Origin of the sequence: uncultured Senegalimassilia sp. (assembly GCF_902464545.1) — a bacterium.
GTDB lineage: Bacteria > Actinomycetota > Coriobacteriia > Coriobacteriales > Eggerthellaceae > Senegalimassilia.
Map to the genome: position 1 here is coordinate 67,460 of NZ_CABQJR010000005.1, position 23,273 is coordinate 90,732.

General features: G+C 64.3%; 18 protein-coding genes. 2 read left to right on the forward strand and 16 right to left on the reverse strand.

Annotated features, from left to right (window positions below):
- Window positions 1-218 precede the first annotated feature (218 nt).
- Window positions 219-1,082, forward strand: a complete 864-nt coding sequence (locus tag RDW26_RS02625) for an Mrp/NBP35 family ATP-binding protein (RefSeq protein ID WP_307982406.1) — start codon at window positions 219-221, stop codon at window positions 1,080-1,082.
- Between the two features lie 516 nt (window positions 1,083-1,598).
- Here the strand turns inward: RDW26_RS02625 and RDW26_RS02630 are convergent.
- From RDW26_RS02630 to serC, 16 genes are all read right to left on the reverse strand, one after another.
- Entirely contained in the window at window positions 1,599-5,282 is a 3,684-nt protein-coding gene (locus RDW26_RS02630) for a M6 family metalloprotease domain-containing protein (RefSeq protein ID WP_307982407.1), read from the reverse strand.
- Between the two features lie 468 nt (window positions 5,283-5,750).
- Window positions 5,751-6,764 carry an NAD(P)H-dependent glycerol-3-phosphate dehydrogenase gene (locus tag RDW26_RS02635; RefSeq protein WP_307982408.1) on the reverse strand — a complete coding sequence of 338 codons (1,014 nt, stop codon included), beginning with the start codon at window positions 6,762-6,764 and terminating at the stop codon, window positions 5,751-5,753.
- Window positions 6,765-6,769: 5 nt separating this feature from the next.
- Window positions 6,770-7,435, reverse strand: a complete 666-nt coding sequence (gene plsY, locus RDW26_RS02640) for a glycerol-3-phosphate 1-O-acyltransferase PlsY (protein WP_042435991.1) — start codon at window positions 7,433-7,435, stop codon at window positions 6,770-6,772.
- Window positions 7,436-7,447: 12 nt separating this feature from the next.
- On the reverse strand, window positions 7,448-8,764 hold the full coding sequence (der, locus tag RDW26_RS02645) for a ribosome biogenesis GTPase Der (RefSeq protein WP_307982409.1): 1,317 nt from the start codon (window positions 8,762-8,764) through the stop codon (window positions 7,448-7,450).
- A 45-nt stretch (window positions 8,765-8,809) separates the two neighbouring features.
- Window positions 8,810-10,228 carry a DUF512 domain-containing protein gene (locus RDW26_RS02650; RefSeq protein ID WP_307982410.1) on the reverse strand — a complete coding sequence of 473 codons (1,419 nt, stop codon included), beginning with the start codon at window positions 10,226-10,228 and terminating at the stop codon, window positions 8,810-8,812.
- A 323-nt stretch (window positions 10,229-10,551) separates the two neighbouring features.
- A complete protein-coding gene (locus RDW26_RS02655) occupies window positions 10,552-11,280 on the reverse strand; it encodes a LytTR family DNA-binding domain-containing protein (RefSeq protein ID WP_307982411.1) in 729 nt (242 codons plus the stop codon).
- 270 nt (window positions 11,281-11,550) lie between these two features.
- A complete protein-coding gene (ispH, locus tag RDW26_RS02660; protein ID WP_307980154.1) occupies window positions 11,551-12,387 on the reverse strand; it encodes a 4-hydroxy-3-methylbut-2-enyl diphosphate reductase in 837 nt (278 codons plus the stop codon).
- 254 nt (window positions 12,388-12,641) lie between these two features.
- The gene (locus RDW26_RS02665) at window positions 12,642-13,493 is read right to left on the reverse strand and encodes a lysophospholipid acyltransferase family protein (protein WP_307982412.1); all 852 of its coding nucleotides are present in this window, start codon (window positions 13,491-13,493) and stop codon (window positions 12,642-12,644) included.
- A complete protein-coding gene (gene cmk, locus RDW26_RS02670) occupies window positions 13,490-14,170 on the reverse strand; it encodes a (d)CMP kinase (protein ID WP_307982413.1) in 681 nt (226 codons plus the stop codon). Before cmk ends, RDW26_RS02665 begins: the two co-directional genes overlap by 4 nt.
- Complete coding sequence (gene aroA / locus RDW26_RS02675; RefSeq protein WP_307982414.1) at window positions 14,167-15,486, reverse strand: 3-phosphoshikimate 1-carboxyvinyltransferase; 1,320 nt, start codon at window positions 15,484-15,486, stop codon at window positions 14,167-14,169. The genes cmk and aroA overlap by 4 nt, the downstream gene beginning before the upstream one ends.
- Complete coding sequence (locus RDW26_RS02680) at window positions 15,476-16,648, reverse strand: prephenate dehydrogenase/arogenate dehydrogenase family protein (RefSeq protein WP_307982415.1); 1,173 nt, start codon at window positions 16,646-16,648, stop codon at window positions 15,476-15,478. The genes aroA and RDW26_RS02680 overlap by 11 nt, the downstream gene beginning before the upstream one ends.
- Window positions 16,649-17,104: 456 nt before the next feature.
- Window positions 17,105-17,986: a pseudouridine synthase gene (locus RDW26_RS02685; protein ID WP_307980145.1), complete on the reverse strand. Its 882-nt coding sequence runs from the start codon at window positions 17,984-17,986 to the stop codon at window positions 17,105-17,107.
- Window positions 17,987-18,028: 42 nt separating this feature from the next.
- Complete coding sequence (gene scpB / locus RDW26_RS02690; RefSeq protein ID WP_307982416.1) at window positions 18,029-18,988, reverse strand: SMC-Scp complex subunit ScpB; 960 nt, start codon at window positions 18,986-18,988, stop codon at window positions 18,029-18,031.
- Window positions 18,989-19,780, reverse strand: coding sequence for a segregation/condensation protein A (locus RDW26_RS02695; RefSeq protein WP_307982417.1), 792 nt, complete (start codon window positions 19,778-19,780; stop codon window positions 18,989-18,991). It abuts the gene before it with no gap.
- 15 nt (window positions 19,781-19,795) lie between these two features.
- Complete coding sequence (locus RDW26_RS02700; protein ID WP_307982418.1) at window positions 19,796-20,482, reverse strand: site-2 protease family protein; 687 nt, start codon at window positions 20,480-20,482, stop codon at window positions 19,796-19,798.
- A gap of 264 nt (window positions 20,483-20,746) precedes the next feature.
- Window positions 20,747-21,829, reverse strand: coding sequence for a 3-phosphoserine/phosphohydroxythreonine transaminase (serC, locus tag RDW26_RS02705; RefSeq protein WP_294420696.1), 1,083 nt, complete (start codon window positions 21,827-21,829; stop codon window positions 20,747-20,749).
- A 443-nt stretch (window positions 21,830-22,272) separates the two neighbouring features.
- On the opposite strand from serC, the gene nadA reads away from it, so the two are divergent.
- Complete coding sequence (nadA, locus tag RDW26_RS02710; protein WP_307982419.1) at window positions 22,273-23,271, forward strand: quinolinate synthase NadA; 999 nt, start codon at window positions 22,273-22,275, stop codon at window positions 23,269-23,271.
- Window positions 23,272-23,273: the final 2 nt, after the last annotated feature.

Genomic DNA, 23,273 nt, shown 5'->3' on the forward strand with positions numbered 1-23,273 from the left:
TAGTGCTACGTCCCCGAAGCGTCCGCCCGAAGCATCCGGCGTGATCTCGCTGTGAAAGCCGCATCCCAAAATGCATAAAGCGAGATTTGCTTGACAATATGCTGCAAATGTCACGCTGCAGGTGCTAATTGGCTGATGGTTGGGTGCGTTGTGCTATCATCCCTTCAGGACGAGTGACGCTTCCAGGCATCTGGGAGCACAATAGGAAAGAGGGAATCATGGCAGAAGAGTGCTCGCACGAGTGCGGCAGCTGCGGTGTTTCGGGATGCGGCGAGCGCACCGCCGCCGGCCCCACCAAGCTTGAGACGAACAAGCGCAGCAACGTCAAACACGTCATCGGCGTTGTCTCCGGCAAAGGCGGCGTCGGAAAATCCCTGGTCACCAGCTTGCTTGCCAGCGAAATGAACAAACGCGGCAACAAGGTTGGCATCCTGGACGCCGACATCACCGGCCCTTCCATCCCGAAGACCTTCGGCATCACCAACCCGCTGACCGCCGACGCCGACGGCATCCTGCCCGGCCAAACCCAAACGGGCATCAAGGTCATGTCCACCAACCTCATGCTTCCCAAGGGCGACCTGCCCGTGGCATGGCGCGGCCCGGTCGTGTCCAACGCCATCCGCCAGTTCTGGAGCGAGACGAACTGGGGCGACATCGACTACCTGTTCGTCGACATGCCTCCGGGAACCTCCGACGTGCTGCTGACCGTGTTCCAATCGCTGCCCGTTGACGGCATCGTCACCGTGTCGGCGCCGCAGGAACTGGTGGCCATGATCGTGGGCAAGGCGGTCAACCTTGCGCATGACATGGACGTCGAGGTGCTGGGCCTGGTGGAGAACATGGCCTACTTCAAGTGCGACGATTGCGGCAAGGAGCACCACATCTTCGGCGAGCCGCAGGGTGCCGAGGTTGCCGAACGCTACAACATCCCCGCTTACACCACCCTGCCCATCGACCCGAAGTTCGCGCGCCTGTGCGACGAAGGCAAGGTCGAGGACTACGACGTGGAAGGCAAGCTGGACGTCATCATCGACAAGATCGTCGAAGCCGCCGAAAAGCAGGAAGAGGAAGCAGCCAAGTAACGGCCGCCCCAACTCCGCCACAAGCATTTAGATTGCGAAAGCCCGTGAATCCTTCGAGGTTCGCGGGCTTTCTTCATGCATGAAACTCGGGCGAACGCACCTCCGTCCCCTGTTCGGGCGAACACGAACAGGGGACGGAGGTGCGTTCGGAGAATCGCAACTGTATTGTTGCGATCGCGAACGTATCGCCTAAGTGTTAGACGGTTTCATTTCTTGAAACTCATACCGACTCGGCTGCAAGGGGAACTTATCTTAAAATCCATGCTGAACTGGGAATACGCGCGTTCAACATCATCGCGTTATCGGTGAGTTTCGGTCACCGCTCTTGTAGTTGGCAGGCATTCTAGCACCGGTGTCAGACGGTCACCGTTCTGAGAACAGGGGACGGAGGTGTGTTCGCCCGATCGTGGGCAAGGCGGCCTTCCTTGCCCACGGCATGGACGTCGAAGTGCTGGACCTAGTGGATAATATGGCCTACTTCAAGCGCGATGACTGCGGCAAGGGACACTGCAACCGCTAACGGCTAAGACGTCGCGCCCATATCGCAACTGCCAGCGCGACGACGGCGACGATGGCCAGCGGAAGAGCGGGCACGCTATCGCCGGTTCCCGCAGACAAAGCGCCTGACCCCTGCGGTTCGCTCGAATCCTTTGGCCCGCCAGGGTTCTTGGAAGCACCGGGCTTCTCGGGGTTCTCGGGCTTCTCCGTATCATCAGGGTCCTCGGAATCGTCAGAATCGCCGGGGTCCTCGGAGTCGTCTGGATCTTCAGAACCAGAGGCAACATCCAAAGCGTCGGATATCGCGTAGCCGACGCGCGTGTGCAGGTCAGGCTCCTCACCCCCTCGCTCATCAACGCCGTCGGCGGCACGGCCAGAAGGCGCCGCGCAAGCAGCAGAGCCATCAACGCCCGACGCCGTAGCAGACCCACTGCCCGCCGTTTCACCACCTGAAATCGCAGCAGGCGCGCTACTCACGACCGCATCATCCGACGCCGCGACAGCCCCGTCGCCCTCCGCGCCCTCCGCGGGCGGAGCCCCGGCGCCCATGGCGTGGCCGAACCGGGAGCTATCCCAACCCAGCGCCACCCAACGCCCGTCAACCCAACCACCGGTCGAGTTCCCGACGAAATCATACGAACCCGCCGCGTTCAGCGACGAATCGAACAGCTGCGTCTCCTGCGGTTCGAACGCGCCCTTGTTCCCGATCGCGATGCGCGTTGCCGCCACCGCCCCCTGTTCGCCGACGGCCAGATCCGTATACGTCGCCGCGACCGAGCTGACCGGGACAAGCGCCCGGCAGGCCGTTTGCACGCCCGCACGGTCGAACCTCACGATCGCCCCTCCGCGCGACGTATCATCTTCGGACCCGCTGGCATCCAGACGACCCGACGTCAGCACGTACACGGCATCATCGCGAGCCGCAACATCGTTGACGGCCTGATACCCGCTCAATTTGCACACGCACACTGGATCAAGGCTTTCGGTGAAATCCTCGAGCGCATCGGGATTCAGCTCGGCAGGCGCCGTCGCGAAAAGCGCTGCCACCGACTCGGCATCGTACAGACGCACCGTAAGGTTCACCCCACCGGGATGGCCATTGCCATCGAGAGCATCCTCGGTGAACATGGCGGCGATCAGCCCATCACCCGCCTCGTAAACGCCCGATGCCCGCGTCCAAAGCACGCGCTCACCAGGCGAAACCGCAGCGCTCGCATCCACCCCGCCTGCCGCAACGTCGGCAAACGTCGACGTCATCACATAGCCCTCGCCGAAGCCAAGCTGGTACGCATACGTCCCCATGACCGGCACGTTCCCCACCGCCATGGCGCGAACGGAGCCGGGGAACCGGCTGAGGGACGCCTCGCCGAGCACCCGATGCGACCCGAGGTCCACCAAGTAGGCGCGCGCCAAGCCGGAAGCATCGAAGTTCTCGAACGATACCGTCACCAGGCAGCGGTCATCGGGCAGCACGGCGCATTGCAGCACCGCGCTGGCCTGCGGATACGTTGGCAGCACCGCGCCTTCGATCTTCACCTCGCTCACCTTCGACGGGTCCTTCTCGTCGAGGGTCTCGAGATACAGACTCTCGCCGACCGCGCGCAGGAAGCAGCGCGACCCGTCGCCACAGGCGAGCACCGAGGAGATACCGACGCGCTCATCCAGCGGGTCGATCTCCAGCTCGTAGAAGCCATGCTTACCGAAGCTGGCCAGGCCGGACGGGGAAAACGGCACGTGGATCTCCTCGGAGTACACCTCTTCCCCATCGACCACGCCCAACAAGAAGCAGCCCGCGGGGAACACCGCTTCGCAAGCGCTGGTCGGCAAAATCTCGCCGGGATTGAGCTGATATCGCATGGAAACGGTTTCGCCGCTCACGTCCGCAGCGGAGAAGATGCGCCTTCCATCGATCACGAGATACGGGAACGCCCCGTTCTCGAATGCCTTGTACAGCGCAGGATACGACATGACGAACGTCACAGGACCCCAGTTCAGCAGCGTGCCTGACTGCAGGGAAAGGGAGAAGTTGCCCGGAACCGGCTCGTCGGCATCCGACCAGGAAACGGTGACGGTGCCGAAATCTTCGCCGCATTCGCCGAACGAGAACGTCAAGCCCGTGAAACCGCCGCCGATGCTTTCGCCGAAATTCGTGGAGGGATAGGTGGTCGGCGACACCTCCTGGCCGTCATACAGCATGCACCCGTACCCGTCGCCCGTAATCGCAGCGGGCGCGTAACCGATCCCGTCGGAATGGGTGGCGTTCATGTCGGGGTCGACCAACTCGATAAGCTGATTGCCGGGCGCTCCGGAGGTGTTCTGATGCAGGTAGTCGTCCCCCTCCGCCGAAAGCGCCGCCTGCACACGGAAGAGCCTGAAGCCCGACGGCAGCTCGAAATCCTGACCCCCGCGTTTGTACACCAGCGACTGGTTGCCGGCATAGCGATCGTATTGCAGCAGATAGAAGGACGAGAACAAGCCCTTCGCCGGGTCAAGCAGATCATCGGAATCGGACACGGCGATAAACCCGCCGCACTCGGCAATATCTGAGCTCGTAAACGCGGAAAGCACCTGATCGATCGAATGCTCGTCGTAGTGCTGCGTAACGCCGCCGCGCTGCACATCGATCCCGTCAGCGTTTGCAACCACGCGCACAACCTTGCTTTCATCGATCCAACCGAGCATCCATTTGAAGAAGGCGTTGGTGTCGCCGGCGTTATTGTCCATCAGGTCGAACGTCAGGCACCCCGAACGCCCCGACAAGCCGACCGTCGATTTCCGATAACTGTACAGATCGGGAAGGCCGAGCACGTGGCCCGTTTCGTGAATGAGCGTGGAAGCCGCCATGTCCGCAGCGCAGTTGTCGGCCAGCAGGCACGCGTTCCACAGACGCATGCCATCCCATGAACGTTCATACACCTCGGGAGGAGCCTGCTGCGGCACCGTCCATTCCTGGCTCCACCAGGTGCTTCCCCACCCGGCATCGGGGCCAGCGAAATGCAGGTACACGCAGTCGATGTACCCATCGCCGTTTCCATCGAATTGCGAAAGGTCCAAGGTCTCGTCAAGAGCGTCGAGCGCTTCGACGAACAGCGAGTTGATGTCGTGCTGATAGTAGCTGCGCTCGTGTTTCGCCTGATAGTCCACGGCGGTTCCGGAGATGTCGAGCGCACCGTAGCTCGCGCGCCGGTAGTAGGCGTGCAGGCTTTCGTAAGGGAACGCGGAGGCGCCGCCGCCGTTGATGAGCGCATCAAGCGCCTCAAGCGTATCATCGTCGGCGAAGGAATGGTCCGGGAACGACACGCGCAACGCCAGCACGTGTCCGGCGCCGACCGTGGCCATGCCGCATTTCCAAGTCGAAGGAACCACAGAGCGCAAGGAGAACACGTCCGCACCCTGCCCGAGCGCCGCCGCTTGCCGGGCAAGGGCCTGCTGCGTCAGGTCAGCGGACAGCTGCGCATGGCCAAGGCGCTCGGCAACCTGCGCACGCTCGTCGAGCGAGCCGTCCGCACGGTAGCTTTCAACTTGCTCCTGGGTAGGAACGCACGGCGAGTCCTGGTCGCCAGCAGCGACGGCGTCGACGCCAAACGCCGAAGCAGGCGCGGTTGCGAACGCAAGGGCCAGTGCGACAACTGCAAATGCCCTGGAAGCGATGACCTTCACCCGATGCGCAAGGGTATCAACGGTGGACGAGTAATTGCTCATGCGGTTCCTTTCGCAAGGGAGGGGCCCGTCATCCGCCCGCCAATTTTCGCCTTTCAGAAGCTTGCTAGCGAAACGGAAACAGAGGTGCGTTCGTCATGAACAGGGGACGGAGGTGTGTTCACGCGGTCGTCGTCTCTTGCTCATGCGGCTACGATGGCGCGTGAACACACCTCCGTCCCCTGTTCACCCCCCACTGTTCACTGTTCGGAGCTTATAAAGAGAGCGGCTGCCGCTAAACACAGCAACCGCTCTTCGGCAAAACCATATCAAATCGGACTATACGGCCCTGACAGCCCCCTGTCAAACCCTTAGTCCGAATACCCAGGCCAGACCTGCAGCCAGTAAGCCCCAGGCGTGCTACGGCCTCGGAACTCCCAAGCCATCCCTGCAGCCCGTAGAACACCGGACGAACACACCTCCGTCCCCTGTTCACTCGGCAAGACACAGCCTAGAAACCCCAGCTCTCCTCTACAGTCCGTAAAATTCCGTGGTCAATGGGCGTGCGAACAGGTCCTTCGCCGCGGCTTTCGGGTCGGCGCCTTCCCATACCACGCTACGCACCACATCGGTGATGGGCAGCTCGACATCGTAGGCATCCGACAGCGTTTTCAGCGTTTTGCACGCCAACGCGCCTTCGACCACCATGTGCGTGCGCTCGCGATACCCGTCAAGCGTGCCGCCCTGCGCCAGCTCCACGCCGAACGAGCGGTTACGCGAATGCTCGGAGGTGCACGTGGCGATCAGGTCGCCCGCGCCCGCCAAGCCCATACATGTGATGGCCTGACCGCCGCACTTCACCGTAAGGCGGCTCATCTCGGCCAGGCCGCGCGTCATGAGCATGGCCGCCGTGTTGTCGCCATAACCCAGACCGTACGCCACGCCCACGGCGATGGCGATGACGTTCTTGAACGCGGCGCACAGCTCCACGCCCGTGACGTCGTCGCTGGTGTAGGTGCGGAACGTCGGCGAAGCGAACAGGTCGCGGAACAGCACCGCCGTATCCTGACCCGACGACGCGATCACGGTGCCCGCCGGCTTGGCCTTGATGACTTCCTCGGCATGGTTGGGGCCCGAGAGCACGGCCAGACGATCCTTGTTGCCCAACTCGGACTCGAACACGCCCACGGGCAGAAAGCCGCTTTCGGCTTCCACGCCCTTCGAGCAGATGACGATAGGGAACTGATCGTCCACCACATCGGACAGCACGCGTGCCACGCCGCGCAACAGGTTCGAAGGCGTCACGATGACGGCGGCCTTCGCGCGATGCAGCGCGTCACGGTACGAGGTGGTGGCCACGATGTTGTCGGACAGCTTCGCATCCGAAAGGTAGCGCGGGTTGACGTGCTCGTGGTTGATGCCGTGCACCACCGAATCCTTGCGCGCCCACAGGCTCACGTTATGCCCGTTGAGGGCCAGCGTCTGCGCCAGCGCGGTTCCCCACGAACCGGCGCCGATGACTGCAACCTTCATGTCGTCGTCCACTTTCCTTACGCTTCCTTACCCTTTTGCCCGATACGGCGCTCGTTGCCGGCGCGCAGGCGCTCGATGTTGCCGCGATGCGCCCAAACCACCGTCAGCGCGGCAACCGTGGTGCATACCCACGCTGCCGGCGCGAACGTGGCGTACAGGAAGTAGTACGCGGCGAACAGCGGGCATGCCCCCGCGGCGGCGATGGAGCCCACCGACACGTACTTGGTGGCAAGCACCAACACGGCGAAGATGGCCAGCTCAAGGCATGCGCCCTGCCAGCCGAACGTCACGAACAGGCAGCCGACGGCCACGGCGATGCCCTTGCCGCCCTTGAATCCCAGCCAAGGGCTGAAAATGTGCCCCCACACGCAGCCCAAGAAGGCCACCGTCACGAAGTCGTCGTAGCCGATCACATGGCCCGACAGCGACATGCCGCCGCCGAACATGGCCGCAGCCGCGGCCGCGATCAGGCCGGATACGATGCCCTTGCCGAAATCAAGCACGAACACGGCGCTGCCGCCCACTTTGCCCATGGTGCGCATGGCATTGGTGGTGCCGATGTTGCCCGAGCCATGCTCGCGGATGTCGGTGTGGTAGAACACCTTCGAGATGATGACGCCCCAGGGGATAGACCCCAACAGGAAAGAGATGACGAAAACCCCTAATGCTCCCAGCAGTTCCACAGCGGATCTCTCTTAATCTTTTTTCTTAAACTTCATGCGGATGGGCGTGCCCGTCAGGTCAAACGACTTTCGCAGGCGATTCTCCAGGAAGCGCTCGTAGTTGTCGTTGACCAGGTCGGGGCGGTTCACGAAGAACGTGAACTGCGGCGGGCACGTTGCCGTTTGGGTGACGTACTTCATGCGCAGGATGGCCTTGCCCTTCGACACGGTGTGACCGCCCTCGCGGATCTCGCCCAGCCAGACGTTGAGCTGGTTGGTGGGGATGCTCTTGCAGAAGTTCTCGTACGCGACGTCAACGGCTTCCCAGATGCGATGGACGGACTTGCCCGTGAGCGCACAAGTGGCAACGACCGGGGCATAGCCCACGAAAGTCATGCGGTCGGTGATCTTCTCGCGCACCTCGGCCTTGGCGTCGGGGCCCTCCACCAGGTCCCACTTGTTCAGCACGATGACCATGGCGCACTGGCGGTCGGCGGCGAAGCCGGCTACGCGCTGGTCCTGGTCGGTCAGGCCGATGGAGCCGTCGATGACCAGGATCGCCACGTCGGCGCGGTCGATGGCGCGCATGGCGCGCACGAAGCCGTAGTACTCCACGTCCTCGTCGATCTTGCTCTTCTGGCGCAGGCCGGCGGTGTCGACGATGGTGTAGCGCTGGCCGTCGTGCTCGATAACGGTGTCGATGGCGTCGCGCGTGGTGCCGGCGACGTTGGACACGATGGAGCGGTCATCCGAGGTCAGACGGTTGGTCAGCGAGGACTTGCCGGCGTTGGGGCGGCCGATGATGGCGATGTTGATGCCGCCGTCCTCTTCCTCGTCATCGGCGGTCTCGACCTTCTTCAGGTCCTCGACCACGGCGTCGAGCAAGTCGCCCGTGCCGTTGCCGTGCAGCGAGGAGACCGACCACGGATCGCCCAGGCCCAGCTGGTAGAACTCCCAAACCTGGTCCATGGTGTCGGGGTTGTCCATCTTGTTCACCACCAGATACACCGGCTTGGAGGTCTTGCGCAGCACGCGCGCCACCTCCTCGTCGTCGGCGTTGATGCCGGTGCGGCCATCAACGATGAAGACGATGACGTCGGCCTCGTTCACGCCGGCGAACGCCTGCGTGCGGATGGAGCTTTGGAACGCGTCTTCGTCGCCCATCTCGATGCCGCCCGTGTCGATGAGCTTGAACAGCACGCCGTTCCAGTCGGCGATGTGGTACGAACGGTCGCGGGTGACGCCGCGCATCTCGTGTACGATGGCCTCGTCGGCCTGGGCAATGCGGTTAACGAAGGTGGACTTGCCGACGTTCGGCCGTCCAACAACCGCCACAATGGGCAGAGCCATATCAAATCCTTTTCGGTTGAGGAAAATACTACGTTTGCGACGCCGCTATGCGCGCGCCAGTTCGACGAGTTCCGGCAAGAACCCAGTCGCGTTACAGGATACCACGCTCACGGCCACGCCCGCCGCCTTCCCCATATCCTCCAACGTTGCGTCATCGAGCGTGACGCCGTCGTCGTTGAAGATGACCTTGGGGACCACGTACGTCCAGCCCGGGTGCTCGGCCGCGTCGGCGCGGATGGCGTCGGCGATGTCGCAGCTGCACAACAGCCCCGTGACGTCGACGTTCCCGCCGAAGAAGCGGTTCTCCACGAACAGCGGTTCCACCACCCCGGCAAGCGGGCCGCGCGAGAACAGCGGGCGGAAGAAATGCGGCGTGGCCATGCCGGCGATGTAACGCACGCACATGCCCGCCTGCTGCAGCGCCTGCGCAGCTTGCACGTCAAGCCCGGCCGCTTCCGCAGCCTCCCAATCGTCCACGAACGAGCGGATGATGCCCACGCCGTCCTCGAACATGCCGAAGTCGCCGTAATGCTCGGTAGGCGGAAGGTTCTCCAGCAGCTCGTCGCCGTAGGCGTTGCAGTAGAACTCGTCGGCGGCGAAGGCCCACAGGTGGCCGCGCTCGGCAAGGGCGCGCTGCTGAGCAGGCACGATGGTATCCATGGCGGCGCGGGCGGCCACCGGGTCGTTGAAGCTTTTCGTGAAGCACGTCTGATGCTTGGTGAAGCCTAGCGGCACGATGCAGATGTCCAAGATGCCCGGGCGCGCGTACGCCCAGTCGAGCGTCTCGCGCAGCGCGTCGCCGTCGTTCTCGTCGGGCATGAGCACGATCTGCGCGTGGAACTCGATGCCGGCGGCAAGCAAGCGGTCCATCACGTCGATGCCGTGCTGGGCATGTCGGCCGATGATGCGGCGGCGAACCTCGGGGTTGGATGCGTGCAGGGAAACGCGCAGCGGGCTGATGTGCTGCTCGATGATGCGCGCCTCGTCCTCGGCCGACAAGTTGGTGAACGTGACGAACGTTCCCGACAGGAAGCTTAGGCGGAAGTCATCGTCGCGCAGGGTCAGCGACGGGCGCATGTCGTCGGGCAGCTGGCGCATGAAGCAGAAGATGCAGGCATTGCGGCATTGCTTCACGCCGTCGAACACCACGCCCGAGAACTCGAAGCCCCACTCCTCGCCTTCGTAGCGCTCAAGCTCCACCTCGCCGGAGTCGCCGTCGGTGTCGATGTAGCCGAGGGTGATCACGTCGTCGGCGGTAAGCCAGCGCCAGTCGATCATGTCGCGCACGGGCTGGCCGTCCACGCTGGTGATGATGCAGCCCGGCGTGAAGCCCGCGTCGTCGGCAGGGCTTTCGGGCAGCACGGATTCGATGACGGCCTTCGGGGGCTCGGGAGCACGGCGCTTGCGGCCGCCCGCGGACTGCGCAGCCTGCTTCGCCACATCCTGAGGAGGATAAATGCCCACGTCAACACCGCCTTTCCGCTTCCGCTCGCCTGTACGCCGTCGATTTTTCGCAGCATATCATGGTAGCATGCCGCGCCCGCCAAGGCGCCCGGCGGAAACGCGGCGCGGAAAATCAGCGCAACTATGTTCAAGACAGGATGGCGTTTGCCCCCGAAAGGCGGCGCGAAGAAGCTGGGCGCCAATTCCCACCCTAGGAAGAACAGCAAATACGGCGGCGCGGAGCGCGATGCGAAGAGCGCCGGATGCGGTGCCAGCCGGCGCTCAGCCGGCAAAGGCGAAACGAAGCCGACGGCGCAAACCCCGTCAGCCGCAGACTTCTGCGTCTATGAAACGGAGAACGACCTGAGGGCGTCGCGGACGGTGCGGTACTGGCGCTGGCTGATGGGGACCGCTTCGTCGCAGTCCATGACCAACCCATCGGAGGAGGCCTGGACAACGTGCTCCATGTTCGCCAGGTAGCTTTTGTGGCAGCGCACGAAGCTGCCGGGCAGCTGCTGCTCGAGCTCGGCCAGGGCCGCATACGATTCCAACACGCGAGCGTCCGACAGCCTGACCAGCACTTTTCGCCCGATGCTTTTCACGTACACCACGTCGGCTGGGTCCACGATGTGCACGGTCCCGGCGCTGCGCAGCGCAAGCGGGCTTGCCGCGCGATGGCCGAGCAAGCCGAACACCTTGTCCAAGGCGTTGCGCGCCTCCGTGGGCGAATACGGCGCCAGCAGCAGATACTGATGGTCGGTGCCGTACACCGCCGAGGTGTAGGCGGCGCGCGTGGTGCAGTACACGGTCAGCGGAAGGATGTCACGATCCTGCAGCTCGCGCACTAGCGCGATGCCAGCGCGTTCATCGGAAGCGCACGCCGGGAAGGCGCCAGGGGCATCCACGGGAGCGAACAGCGCATCGATGCGCGGGCTTTGGGAGATGCGCTCGCTCACCTGGGAAAACGCGCAACTCTCCAACTGGATGGCGCCGGCGCAGGGATGCTGCTCGATGAGCACGCGCAGCGCCTCAGGCTCGGGCACGGCATCTTCGACGAGCAATATCCTGCACATGGTGGCAACCTCCGCATCGCGTTCGCGCGCCGGCGCTTTTGCGGCGCCGGACGGCTTCGTTCATGCTTCAAGGCTAACCCGGTTTTCGCGGGATTTGTTGTGCAACAAATCGGGCCGTTTCTCCACCGTCCGTGCACAAAACCGTCCCCGCCCTCATATGCCGAAGCACGTGCAGATGGGGACGGTTCACATGGGGATATATAGGAAATGCAGCGCCATGACGGCGGACAGGGAAATGCGGATGTAGGCCCACCCGCATGATAAGGATCGCTACATGCGCTCCAAGCGCTGCACCACTTCGTCGATCTGGTCGTCGGGGGTGCTGGCGCCGGCCGTGACGCCCACGGAGGAGCAGCCCGCGAACCACGCGGGATCAAGCTCGGCGGCCGACTCGATGTGGTGCGTGCGCGGGCATTCCGCGGCGCAGATCTCGGCCAGATGCGTGGTATTGGCCGAATTGCGCCCTCCGATGACCACGATGGCGTCCACCTGCCCAGCAAGCTCCGCAGCGGCCTGCTGGCGCTGGCGCGTCGCCGTGCACACCGTATCCTTGACCTGGGCGGCAACGCCCTGGGCACGGATGCCCTCGAGCACGTCGTCAAGCGCATCGCGGGTTTGCGTGGTCTGCACGACCACGCCCACGTGCTCGGGCAGGTCGGCGGGCAGGTCGGCGGCCGTTTCCGCCACGTGCACCTGCGCGCCGGCCTCATGGGCGTAAGCCACCAAGCCCTCCACCTCGGGATGGCCTTCCTCGCCCACCACTACCACGTAGCCGCACTCCTCAGCAAGCGTGGCGGCGGCCTTTTGCGCACGCGCAACATGCGGGCACGTGGCATCGATCACGGGAAGTCCGCGCGCCTCCACCGAGCGACGCACAGCCGGGGTGACGCCATGGCTGCGAATGATGATGGCCCCGTGCGTGGCCTGCTCGGGCTCCGAAACGGCCAGCACGCCGCGCGCCTCAAGGTTCGCCACCACTTGAGGATTGTGGATGAGCGGCCCCAACGTGAACGCGCTGCCATCTCCCTCGCTGGCCTTCAGGGCCAGGTCAAGGGCTCGTTGCACGCCGTAGCATGCGCCTGCGTTCTTGCTGCGGATGACTTCCATGTCCGGTCCTTTCGTATTGATTGCGGCTTGCCGATAGCGGTTTTGCGAGCTCGCGCGCTTGAGGTTTGGGAGTTTACCGCTCGCACACTGCAATTTGCGGATTCGCGAATCGCGGGTTTGCGGATTGCAGCTGCAAGTTGCGGGTACGCAACTTAGAGTTCGCAGCTTGCGTTTTGCGACTCGCGCCTCGCGACTTTTGCGACGCACGATAGCGCAAGGGGCCGCTCACGCGGCCCCTACCCCCCAACCTGCTCTTACTGCTCGGCCTTCGCCTTCTTCGTGGGGCGGGTCAGCTCGATAGCCTCCTCAGGGGTGTGCTCGGGAATGGGGTGAGCGGCGAACACCTCGGAGAAATCGCGGCCGTCCGGGAACAGCGCGACCATATCCACCTGTTCGCGCGGCACGCGCTGGTGCAGCGCGAAGACCTCGCGCATGGCGTACCACGAGCATCCGTCCAGGCGATCTTCCTTCGGCAGGAAGTCGAAATCGCTTACCACCAGGGGCTTTCCGTATTCCACTGTGATCTTGGGGAAATGCATGCGCTCGCCTTTGCGCTTGACGTTCTCCGCCTCGCGCACGCACATAGGCAGGATGGGAGCCTTGCCCATCTTCGCGATGAACGCCGCACCAGAGTGGATTTCGGGCGTTTTGCTGCCCTTGCCACGGCGCGTGCCCTCCGGCAGGATGCCCACCAGCTGGTTTCCCTTCAGCATATGCGCCGCGCGCTTGATGGCGGTGCGGTCGGCCGAATCGCGCTTGATGGGGAACGCGCCCACGCGCGAGAGGATCTGCCCCGCCAAGCCGTGCGCGTTGCCGAACAGCGAATCGCGGCCCATCAGGCGCACGAACTGGCTTGGGCGCGCCGCCACGTACATGAGGACCACGTCCAGAAACGACGTGTGGTTGGAGACCACCACCGCGCCGCAGCGGTCCTTGAACGCGCGAAGGTTCTCGCGCCCGTCAACGCGATAGCGGAACAGCACCTTGAACACGAAGCCGATCAGCACATACGCGAAGTTCGCGAACCAATGCGGGATCTGCTTCTCATCGGTGGTACCGCCGAGCGCGCGATCCCACATATCCTCGTATCTCAAAAACAGGCTCATACGTGCATGCCCTTCTCCTGGGCCAGCGCGCAGATGCGCTCGATGATCTGCTCGATCGTGCGGCCGGTGGAATCCATCTGCACGGCATCGGGCGCCGGCTTGAGCGGGCTGGTATCGCGCGAGGAATCGATGGCATCGCGGCGCTCGATGTCGGCGAGCACCTCGGCGTAATCGGTGCTGCCCACGCCGCGACGCTCGTTTTGCGCCACGCGGCGATGGGCGCGCTCGGCAGCGCTGGCAGTCAGAAACACCTTCAGCTCAGCCTCGGGGAACACCGCCGTGCCGATGTCGCGGCCTTCCACCACATAGTTGCCCGCGCGGCCGATGCGCTGCTGCTGGGCCACGAGCGCCTGGCGGACAGCGGGCGCGGCGGCCACGGCACTGACGGAGCGGTCGATCTCGGCCGTGCGGATAGCGTCGGTCACGTCCACGCCGGCGATGGAGACGCGACGCGGCAGCGGATCGCCCGGCTCATGGGAGAACCCGATCTCGTGCATATCGGCGATGCGGCCGAGCGCTTCGCCATCTTCCAGCGAGACGCCGTCTTGCAGCGCCTGCCAGGCGATGGAGCGGTACATAGCGCCCGTGTCCAGGCACGAGAAGCCCAAACGGCGCGCGACCGCCTTCGAAACGGTCGATTTGCCGGCGCCGCTCGGGCCGTCGATTGCGATGATCATCGTGCAAGCCTTTCGATATCGTCCAAGAAGCCGGGGTAGCTGACGCGCACGGCCTCGAAATCCTTGATGTTCACGAAAACCTTGCCGGTCAGGCCGACGAGCGACCAGGTCATGGCAAGGCGATGGTCGCCGAGCGAGTCGAACTCGAGCCCCTCGGGGACCTGCAAGCCGGGTTGACCCTCGATGTAAAGGTCGTCGCCTTCGCACCAGGTGTCCACGCCCAACTTGGCCAGACCATCCATTATAGCGGCAAGGCGGTCGGTTTCCTTCACACGAAGCTCTCCCACCTGACGGAACACGGTGATTCCATGCGCGTGCGCCGCCACCAGCGCCAACACCGGGATCTCGTCGATGATTCCGGCGATCTTGTCGGCCGGCACCTCGCAGCCGCGCAGATCGGGCGTGTAGCAGGCCTCGATGATGCCGTAGGGCTCCTTGCCTGCCGCGCCCGTGTGCGTGACGCTGACCTGGGCGCCCATGCGCTCGAGCGTGCGTACGAAGCCGATGCGGGCCGTGTTCAGGCTGACGTCCTCGATCTGGATCGAGCTTTCGGGGTGCAAAACCGCCGCACATGCGAGGAACGCCGCCGAAGAGGGGTCGCCCGGCACGAGCACCTCGCCGGCCTGGGGCTGGGCGGGCCCGGTCACGCTGGCCGTGCAGGCACCGGCCGTGGTGGCCACGCCGTATTCGGGCAGCATGAGCTCGGTGTGGTTGCGGCTCGGCGCCGGCTCGTTGACCGTGGTGGTTCCCGAGGCATACATGCCGGCAAGCAGCACAGCGGTCTTGAGCTGGGCCGATGCCATGGGGGCGTCGTAGGTGAGGGGGCGCAGCCCGCCGCCGTGGACGGTGATGGGCAGCGTCTCGCGGCCTTCGGGAAGGAAACGCGCGCCCATCTTCATGAGCGGCGCGGTGATGCGGCGCATCGGGCGCTTGCACAGCGACGAATCGCCCGTGAGCGTGACCTGGATATCCCACGGCGCCAGGATGCCCATGAGCAGGCGCACCGTGGTGCCGGAGTTTCCGCAATCCACGGGTTCGGCGGCCTGGCTGGGACCGGCGACACCCCAGCCGGTGATGCCGCCGGCAAGGCTTCCGTCTGCCTGCTTCTCCAGGCTGACCTGGGCGCCCAGCGCGCGGACGGCCCCGATGGAGCTGCGCACGTCGGCGGAATCCAGCACGCCCGACACACGCGAGGTGCCTTCCGCCATGGCGGAGAACAGCACAGCGCGATGGCTGATGGACTTGTCGCCCGGCACGCGCGTGGAACCGTGCATAGGGCCTTCCAGCGGTTTGATGACGGTGATGTTATCCGACATGGGTGTGCTCCTTAGGCGCTAGCGGGCTGAACGATACGGAGAAACCGGCATTGATAAGATGCGCCGACAGCTTGCCGATGTCGCCTTCGTCGGTGAGCACGAGCGAGAGCACGGCCGAGTCCTCGGTGACGTGGTCGATCTCGATGGACTGGATGTTGCACCCCACCTTGCTGGTGATGGTGGTGACCTCGGCCACCACGCCGGGGCGATCCTCCATAGGGATGCGAACCTCCAGCAGGCGCTCGGTGCACGGCAGCCATGCGGCCGGCAGCGCGCGGCGGGCATCGGCTGCCTCGGCGAGCAGGCTGGTCAACGTTGCGCGAGCGCCCGCTTCAAGCGCGTCGGCGAACTGCCCGATGATGCCCTGCATCTCGCGCAAACCACCCAGAAGCGCATCTTTGTTGTCGAAAGCGATGCCGCACCACAGCTCGGGAGAGCCGGCCGCGATGCGCGTGGAATCCTTGAACCCTCCCGCTGCCAGGCGCATGAGCGAATCCTGGCCCTTCGCGTGGCGCACGGCAAGCTGCACGAGCGAGCTGGCGGTGAAATGCGGCACATGGCTGACCACGGCCACCGCTGCATCGTGCTGTTCGCGCGGCAGGCTGATCACGCGCGCGCCGATGCCGGTGATCAGCTCGTGCAAGCGCGTGAAATGCTCCGCGGGCGTATCGGCGTCGGGGCACAAGATCCAATACGCGCCCTTGAACAGGTCGGCGCGGGCGCCCACGATGCCGTTCTTCTCAGAACCGGCCATAGGGTGGCCGGGAACGAAGTTCTGCGGATACGGAAGCGCGTGCGCGGCCATCTCGATGATGCGGCTTTTCGTGGAAGCGGTATCGGTGATGATGCCGCGATAATCCCACTCGGCCAAATCTTTCAGATAGCCTTCCACCACGCTGACAGGCGTGGCCAAAACCACCAGGTCGCAGCCGTCTTCGATGAACGCGCGGAACTCCGCGGCATCGGGGGCGGCGGTTGCGGTTGCCCAGCCCCTGTTGACGGCCTCGACGCGGGTGGCCAGGTCGGTGTCGACGGCCATGACCTGCGCCGAGGGGTTTGCCGCACGCAATGCGGCGGCAAAGCTGGCGCCGATGAGGCCGAAGCCGATGACGGCTACGCGTTCGAAGCCGCCTGTTTTCGCTTGATCGATCGTTTGTGCCATAAGGCGATGCAGACCTTCCGGATCCGATCTAGGATAGGACGTTGCGGGCAAGTCGGCATCGCATCGGCAAGCGCGAAACCGCCGCGCAGGTCAAAGAACGCCCGCGACAAGGCGAAACGCCGAGTTCGCAAACACCAGCAGTTTACCCGGGTGACCATTATAGCCGTTTCCCGACAGCACGCATCCCGCCGCCCCACGCAAGCACGAGGGGAACATGAACAGGGGACGGAGGTGTGTTCATGCGTGAACGGGGGACGAAGGCGCGTTCGCGGGGAATGCTCATCGGCGATGCAGCACTGCGCACGAACAACGCGCGACGCGAGACCCGCCAACGGGCGTGAACAGGGGACGGAGGTGTGTTCACGAGGGCTCTTTGGGAAATGAAAGGGCAACCGTGAACACACCTCCGTCCCCTGTTCACGCCGCGCGTCCCCTGTTCACCCGGCGAACGTTCGCCTACTTTATAGATGCGTGCAGCGCCGTTACCTCTTCAGGAGTGAGCTCGCGCCATTGGCCGCGGGGCAGGTCGCCTAACTCGATGGGACCGAAGCTGTCGCGGTGCAGCGCCAAAACGCCGTGTTTGATGGCCGACAGCATGCGCTTGACCTGGCGTTTCCTTCCCTCGCGCAACACCACGCGCACCACGGCGCGCTGCTGGGAGCGCTTGCGCAGGATGGCGGCGCGTTGCGGACTGGGCACGCTGCCGTTGGGCTCATGGTCGGGTACGGCGGGCGGCACCTCCAGCATGGACAACGCGCGCTTCGCTTCCGCACCTTCCACCAGCGCAGCCTTCGCGGGCGCGGTCATGCCGTCGTCAAGCTGGATACCCTGCTCAAGCTGGGCCAGCTGCTCGGGCGTGGGCTTGCCGTTGACCAGCGCCAGATAGCGTTTCTCCACGTGATGACGCGGGTGCAAAAGACCGTTGCCCAGCTCGCCGTCGGTGCTGAACAGCAAAAGCCCCGTGGTGTCGAAGTCCAAGCGCCCGATGGGGAACAGCCCCGGGAAGCGATCGGTGGGCACGAGCTCGGCCACCGTGGGACGGCCTTGCGGGTCGGACATGGTGGTCACGTAGCCGGCGGGTTTGTGCAGCATGATGGTAACGGGGCCGCCTTCCAAGCGCACAGGCACGCCGTCGACCGCCACCTGGTCCACAAGCGGATCCACCTTGCTTCCCAGCTCGGTAACCACCTGGCCGTTCACCGTCACGCGCCCTGCCGTCATGAGGTTCTCCGACCCGCGACGGCTCGCCGCGCCGGCGCGCGCCAGGAACTTCTGCAGGCGCATGGGCACAAGACGCTCCTCGGGCTGCGTTTGATTGGGTTTGAGTTGCCTGGTCATGATTCTCCCATCACAGGTCGGTCGAGGTTTGCCGGAAAACGGTTACTCGTCGTCGGTTTCGAACTTCAGGTTGTCGAAGTCGATCTTCTCCACCAACCCGAAGCTTTGCGCCATAGCATCGGCGAGCATCTGCTGCGCGGCATTGCTCGCCGGACCGTCACCGGCCGGGAACGCGGCGTGCGAGCCCGATGCGTCGCGATCCGGGTCGTCAGCGGACAGCGGCAGTTGCCCGCCTGCCGCGGCGCGCTCAGGCGCCGCTTGCCGGGACGAGCGATTCTCGCCGCCGGCACCCACGCCGCGCGAACCCTTTTCCGAGGTCAGCGCACCGCCGGCGCCTTCGTCCTCGAAGTCGAACTGCAGGCCGTCGAGCGGATCGCCCGCTTCGTCATCCGATACCTGCGCCTCGGGCGCCACACGCGCCTCCTGCCCACCAGCGCTCAAGCGCTCGCGGATAAGCTGACGAGTCGCATCGTCGGGCGCAAACTCGTCCAGATCGGGAAGGTCGCGCACCGAGCGCAGCCCGAACTTCTCCAGGAAGCCGCGCGTGGTGGCGTACAGCGTGGGGTTGCCCGGCGCGTCTGCCTGCCCCGCTTCGCGAATCAACCCCTTCTCCACCAGGGAGTTTATGGAGCTGTCGGAATTCACGCCGCGCACGCTGGCAACGCCGGCGCGCGTGCAGGGCTGCAGGTAAGCCACAATGGCGAGCGTTTCCATGGCCGCCTGCGAGAGTTTGCGCGTATCCCACGACAGCACGTACTTCTCCACCAGGTCATGGTACGCCGGGTGCGTGTACAGCCGCCAGCCGCCGGCCACCTCGCGCAGCTGGATGCCGCGCTGTTCGCGCTCCAACTTCTCGCGCAGGTCCACCAGCGCCTGCTCGACCAGCTTCGGGTCGGCCTCCAGCATATCTGCCAGCTCGATGACGCCGACCGGCTCGTCGGTGACGAACAGCATAGCCTCTATGGCGCCGCTCAGCTGCGCCTGATCAAGTCCCTCGAACATCTATTCCTCCCCAACCGACGTCAGCGCGTCGTCGCCATCCAGCAAAAGCTCGCCCGAGCCCTCGATGTACTCGATATCGATGTCGCCGAACAGCTGGCTTTGCTCCACGCGCACCATGGAGCGCTTGTACAGCTCGAGCACCGCCAGGAACGTGACCACCACAAGCGGCGTGGGCGCGTCGTCGGCGATCAACTGCGAGAAGCGCAGCTGCTTGAGGTTGCGGATGCGCTGATGGATGGCACGCACATGCACCTCCACCGGGATGGGCTTCGCGGCGATATGCTCGCTTTCCAGCAGGAACACCTCGCGACGCGCCAGCGCGCGGGCGGCAAGCAGCGCGAGAGAGTCAAGCGACACATCGCGCAGGAAATCGGGCATGAGGTTCAGGAAGCACGCCTCAGGTCCGAACGGACGCGGGTGCATGCGACCCTCGGCGACGAACCGCGCATGCAGCGCGGCGGCGGCGTTCTTGTACTGTTTATATTCCAGCAGGCGCTCCACCAGCATGTCGCGCGCCTCAGAGGGCGCCAGCTCGGCGATGTCGTCCTCAACCTCGACGCGCTCGCGCGGCAGCAGGCTTTGCGCCTTGATCTCCAGCAGCGTGCTGGCCACCAGCAGAAAATCGCTGGCAACATCCAGGTCGAGGTTCTGCATACGGCCCACTTCGACCAGATACTGGTCGGCGATCTGCGTGATGTTGATAGCGCCGATGTCAACCTTCTGGCGGCTGACCAGGTACAACAGCAGATCGAACGGCCCCTCGAAGCTGTCGGTGCGAACGCGATACGACACGATGCCCCGCCGCCCCTACGAAATGGTGAAGGGGAACAGCAGGTTGCCCAGATTGCCGGCGGTGACGTCCAGGTAGATGCCGAACACGTTCACATGAATGATATACGGCAGCAAAATAGCCACGATCATGAAGATCGGGAACGCGTACTGCTGCACCTTGTAGTACTTCGGCAACCACTTCACAGGCATGAAGAATGCGAAGATGGAGCTGCCATCGAGCGGCGGGATGGGCAGCAGGTTGAAGAACATAAGGTACAGGTTGATCAGCGCGAACATGGGCAGGAACATCAGGTAGAAATAGAAGAACGCCTGGCTCTGCACCACCCACTGCGCAACGGGGGCGAACCCGTAGAGAACCCACGCGACCACGCCCGCCAGCACGGCGAGCAGCAGGTTGGCGGCGGGGCCGGCCAAGCCCACGATCAGATCGCCCTTGCGCGGGTCCTTGAAGTACGCGGGGTTGTACGGCACCGGCTTGGCGTAGCCGAACACGGGCATGTTCATGGCCATGAGCAAAAACGGCATGATAACGGTACCGAACGGGTCGACGTGCGCAAGCGGGTTGAACGACAGGCGCCCTGCACGCTTGGCGGTGGGGTCGCCCAGTTTCCAGGCAGCAAAGCCGTGCGCCATCTCGTGCAACACGATGGCGGGAATGAAGCTCAAAATCGAGCAGATGAGATAAGGAAGCTGTGTAGTCATAATCGCACCATTATAGCGCCGCAAACGCCAATGCGAAACCGATAACCGACCTGAAACCCATTCGTAACGCCAATAAGCACAAGCACACTCGATAGACGCAGCACCGCGCAACTACGCACCTCGCACGCAATCACAACGCACGACACGTGTCCACCGGACGAACGCAAAACGGGCGGGCGACCTTGATGGCCGCCCGCCCGTTTGAAAGCGCTATCGCTATCGCGAGACCAGCGCCCGCGCACCGGGCGCTCGCCTATCGCGAACTTACGCGTTCTCGCGCTCGAACTTGTCCATGAACTGGACCAGCGCCTCGACGCCGGCCTTGGGCATGGCGTTGTAGATGCTGGCGCGCATGCCGCCGACGCTGCGGTGGCCCTTGATGTTCTCGATGCCCGCGGCCTTCGCCTCGGCGATGAACTTCGCGTCCAGCTCGGGGTTGCCCGTGACGAACGGCACGTTCATGAGCGAACGGAACTCCTTCTTCGCCGTGCCGCTGAACAGCTTGGACTGATCCAGGTAGTCGTAGAGGATGGCGGCCTTCTCCTCGTTGAGCTTCTGCATGGCCTCAAGACCGCCCAGGCCCTTGAGCCACTGGAACACCTTGCCGCACATATAGATGCCGTAGCAAGGCGGGGTGTTGGACAGGCTGCCGGCGTCGGCCTGCGTTTTGTAGCGCATGATGGTGGGCGTGAAGGGCAGCACGTCCTCGCGGATCAGGTCGTCGCGCACGATGACGATGACCACGCCGGCCGGGCCGACGTTCTTCTGCACGCCGCCGTAGATCAGGCCGTACTTCGACACGTCCATGGGCTCGGAAAGGAACATGCTGGAAACGTCGGAGACCAGCGGGATGTCGCCGGTTTCAGGCAGCTTGGTGTAGCGGTTGCCGTAGACGGTCTCGTTCTGGCAGATGTAGACGTAATCGGCGTCGGGGCTGAACGTGAGGCCGTCGACGTCGGGCACGTAGGTGAAGTTCTCGTCCTCGGAGCTGGCGATGCAGCGGGCGTCGCCGTAGAGCTTTGCCTCCTTGAAGGCCTTCTTCGACCAGTTGCCCGAAACGATGTAGTCGGCGACCTTGTTCTGCATGAGGTTCATGGGGATGGCTGCGAACTGCTGCGTGGCGCCGCCCTGCAGGAACAGCACGCGGTAGTTGTCGGGGATGTTCATGAGGTCGCGGATGTCCTGCTCAGCGGTCTCGATGATGCCCTTGAACGCGGCGGAGCGGTGCGACATCTCCATCACGGACATGCCGGTGCCCTGATAATCGAGCATTTCCGCGGCGGCGGAGGACAGCACCTCCTCGGGGAGCACTGCCGGACCGGCCGAGAAATTGTACACGCGAGCCATGCTGAACCTCCTTGGGTTGACTAATGGGTAGCGCACCCGCGATTCGCGGGTTGGCGCCAAACGCGGAGCGCAAACACGTTCCGTACCGGTCTAGTATGGGCCTTTCGCATGTTGAACCTACCGGCGATACGGGATTTAAGGGCAAACGGCGAAGGCGCTCCGCGGGCGGCGAGCGCGGCGGCGAGCGCGGGCACGTGTGCGGCGGGCGGGCGGGCGAAAGCCGGCGATCGGCGCGCGGACCGGCCGCCGGATGTGCCTGACGGTGCCGCAGCTGATGGCAAACGCGCCCGTTGCCCGCCGCTGGCGCGAGAGCCAGCGGCTTACGCGGGCGGGCGTCAGCCGACGAATGGAGAAACGATGGGAACTTTACAGCTGTCAAGTCAGCTGTAAAGTTTTGCGGCATACTGCAGCGTCAAATAACCGCACGGAAGCATGGAGCGAACATGAGCGAGCAGGTCATCGAAAACAACGCAGGGCAAACCGGCGCAGGCACGCAAGCGTCTGGCGCGGCCGGGCCCATCGCGACGCTCACCCAGGAGATCGCGCAGCTAAAAGAGCAGCGCGACGCCGTGATCTTGGCGCACTACTACGTGCCGCCCGAGGTGCAGGCCGCGGCCGACTACGTCGGCGACAGCTTCGCCTTGGCGAAACTGGCCGTCGACCTGCCGCAGCAGACCATCGTGCTATGCGGCGTGGAGTTCATGGGCGAATCGGCGAAGCTGCTCAATCCGGACAAAACGGTGCTTCTGCCCGAACCCGCAGCCGACTGCCCCATGGCGCACATGATCAGCAAACCTGACATCGACCGCGTGCGCGCCGAATACGGCGACGACCTGGCCGTGGTGTGCTACGTCAACTCCACCGCCGAGGCGAAGACCTGGTCCGACGTGTGCGTGACCTCCTCGAACGCCGTGAAGATCTGCGGCAACCTGCCGCAGCGCAACATCCTGTTCATCCCCGACATGAACCTGGGACGCTACGTGGCAAGCCAGCTTCCCGACAAGCACGTCATCCTGAACAAGGGCTATTGCCCGCGCCACGTGACCATCAGCGTGGAGCAGATCATCGACCTGGAGGAAGCCCACCCCGACGCCGTGGTCATGGCGCACCCCGAGTGCCCGGCCGACGTGCTTGCCGAGGCCGATTACATCGGGTCGACGAAGGGCATGATCGAGCACGCCGCCGCGTCGGACGCGCAGGAGTTCATCGTGTGCACCGTGGTCGGCATCATCCGCGAGCTGGAGCTGCGCACCCAAGGCACGGGCAAACGCTTCCACTTCCCCGCCACCACGCCGCGCTGCGAGAACATGGACCTGGTCACGCTGCCGAAGCTGGCCGCATGCCTGCGCAACCCCGCCCCTTACGAGGTGCACGTCGGCGACAACCTGGCCCCCGCGGCGCGCCTGACGCTCGAGCGCATGCTGGAGTACGCGGCGAAGTAGGC

Bases quoted from the DNA above. Each gene is read 5' to 3' on its own strand.
- RDW26_RS02630 (WP_307982407.1), bottom strand. From the start codon at position 5,282: ATGAGCAATTACTCGTCCACCGTTGATACCCTTGCGCATCGGGTGAAG.
- scpB (WP_307982416.1), bottom strand. From the start codon at position 18,988: ATGTTCGAGGGACTTGATCAGGCGCAGCTGAGCGGCGCCATAGAGGCT.
- RDW26_RS02665 (WP_307982412.1), bottom strand. From the start codon at position 13,493: ATGAGCCTGTTTTTGAGATACGAGGATATGTGGGATCGCGCGCTCGGC.
- RDW26_RS02680 (WP_307982415.1), bottom strand. From the start codon at position 16,648: ATGGCACAAACGATCGATCAAGCGAAAACAGGCGGCTTCGAACGCGTA.
- der (WP_307982409.1), bottom strand. From the start codon at position 8,764: ATGGCTCTGCCCATTGTGGCGGTTGTTGGACGGCCGAACGTCGGCAAG.
- serC (WP_294420696.1), bottom strand. From the start codon at position 21,829: ATGGCTCGCGTGTACAATTTCTCGGCCGGTCCGGCAGTGCTCCCCGAG.
- aroA (WP_307982414.1), bottom strand. From the start codon at position 15,486: ATGTCGGATAACATCACCGTCATCAAACCGCTGGAAGGCCCTATGCAC.
- nadA (WP_307982419.1), top strand. From the start codon at position 22,273: ATGAGCGAGCAGGTCATCGAAAACAACGCAGGGCAAACCGGCGCAGGC.
- RDW26_RS02655 (WP_307982411.1), bottom strand. From the start codon at position 11,280: ATGTGCAGGATATTGCTCGTCGAAGATGCCGTGCCCGAGCCTGAGGCG.
- RDW26_RS02685 (WP_307980145.1), bottom strand. From the start codon at position 17,986: ATGACCAGGCAACTCAAACCCAATCAAACGCAGCCCGAGGAGCGTCTT.
- RDW26_RS02700 (WP_307982418.1), bottom strand. From the start codon at position 20,482: ATGACTACACAGCTTCCTTATCTCATCTGCTCGATTTTGAGCTTCATT.
- cmk (WP_307982413.1), bottom strand. From the start codon at position 14,170: ATGATCATCGCAATCGACGGCCCGAGCGGCGCCGGCAAATCGACCGTT.
- RDW26_RS02625 (WP_307982406.1), top strand. From the start codon at position 219: ATGGCAGAAGAGTGCTCGCACGAGTGCGGCAGCTGCGGTGTTTCGGGA.
- ispH (WP_307980154.1), bottom strand. From the start codon at position 12,387: ATGGAAGTCATCCGCAGCAAGAACGCAGGCGCATGCTACGGCGTGCAA.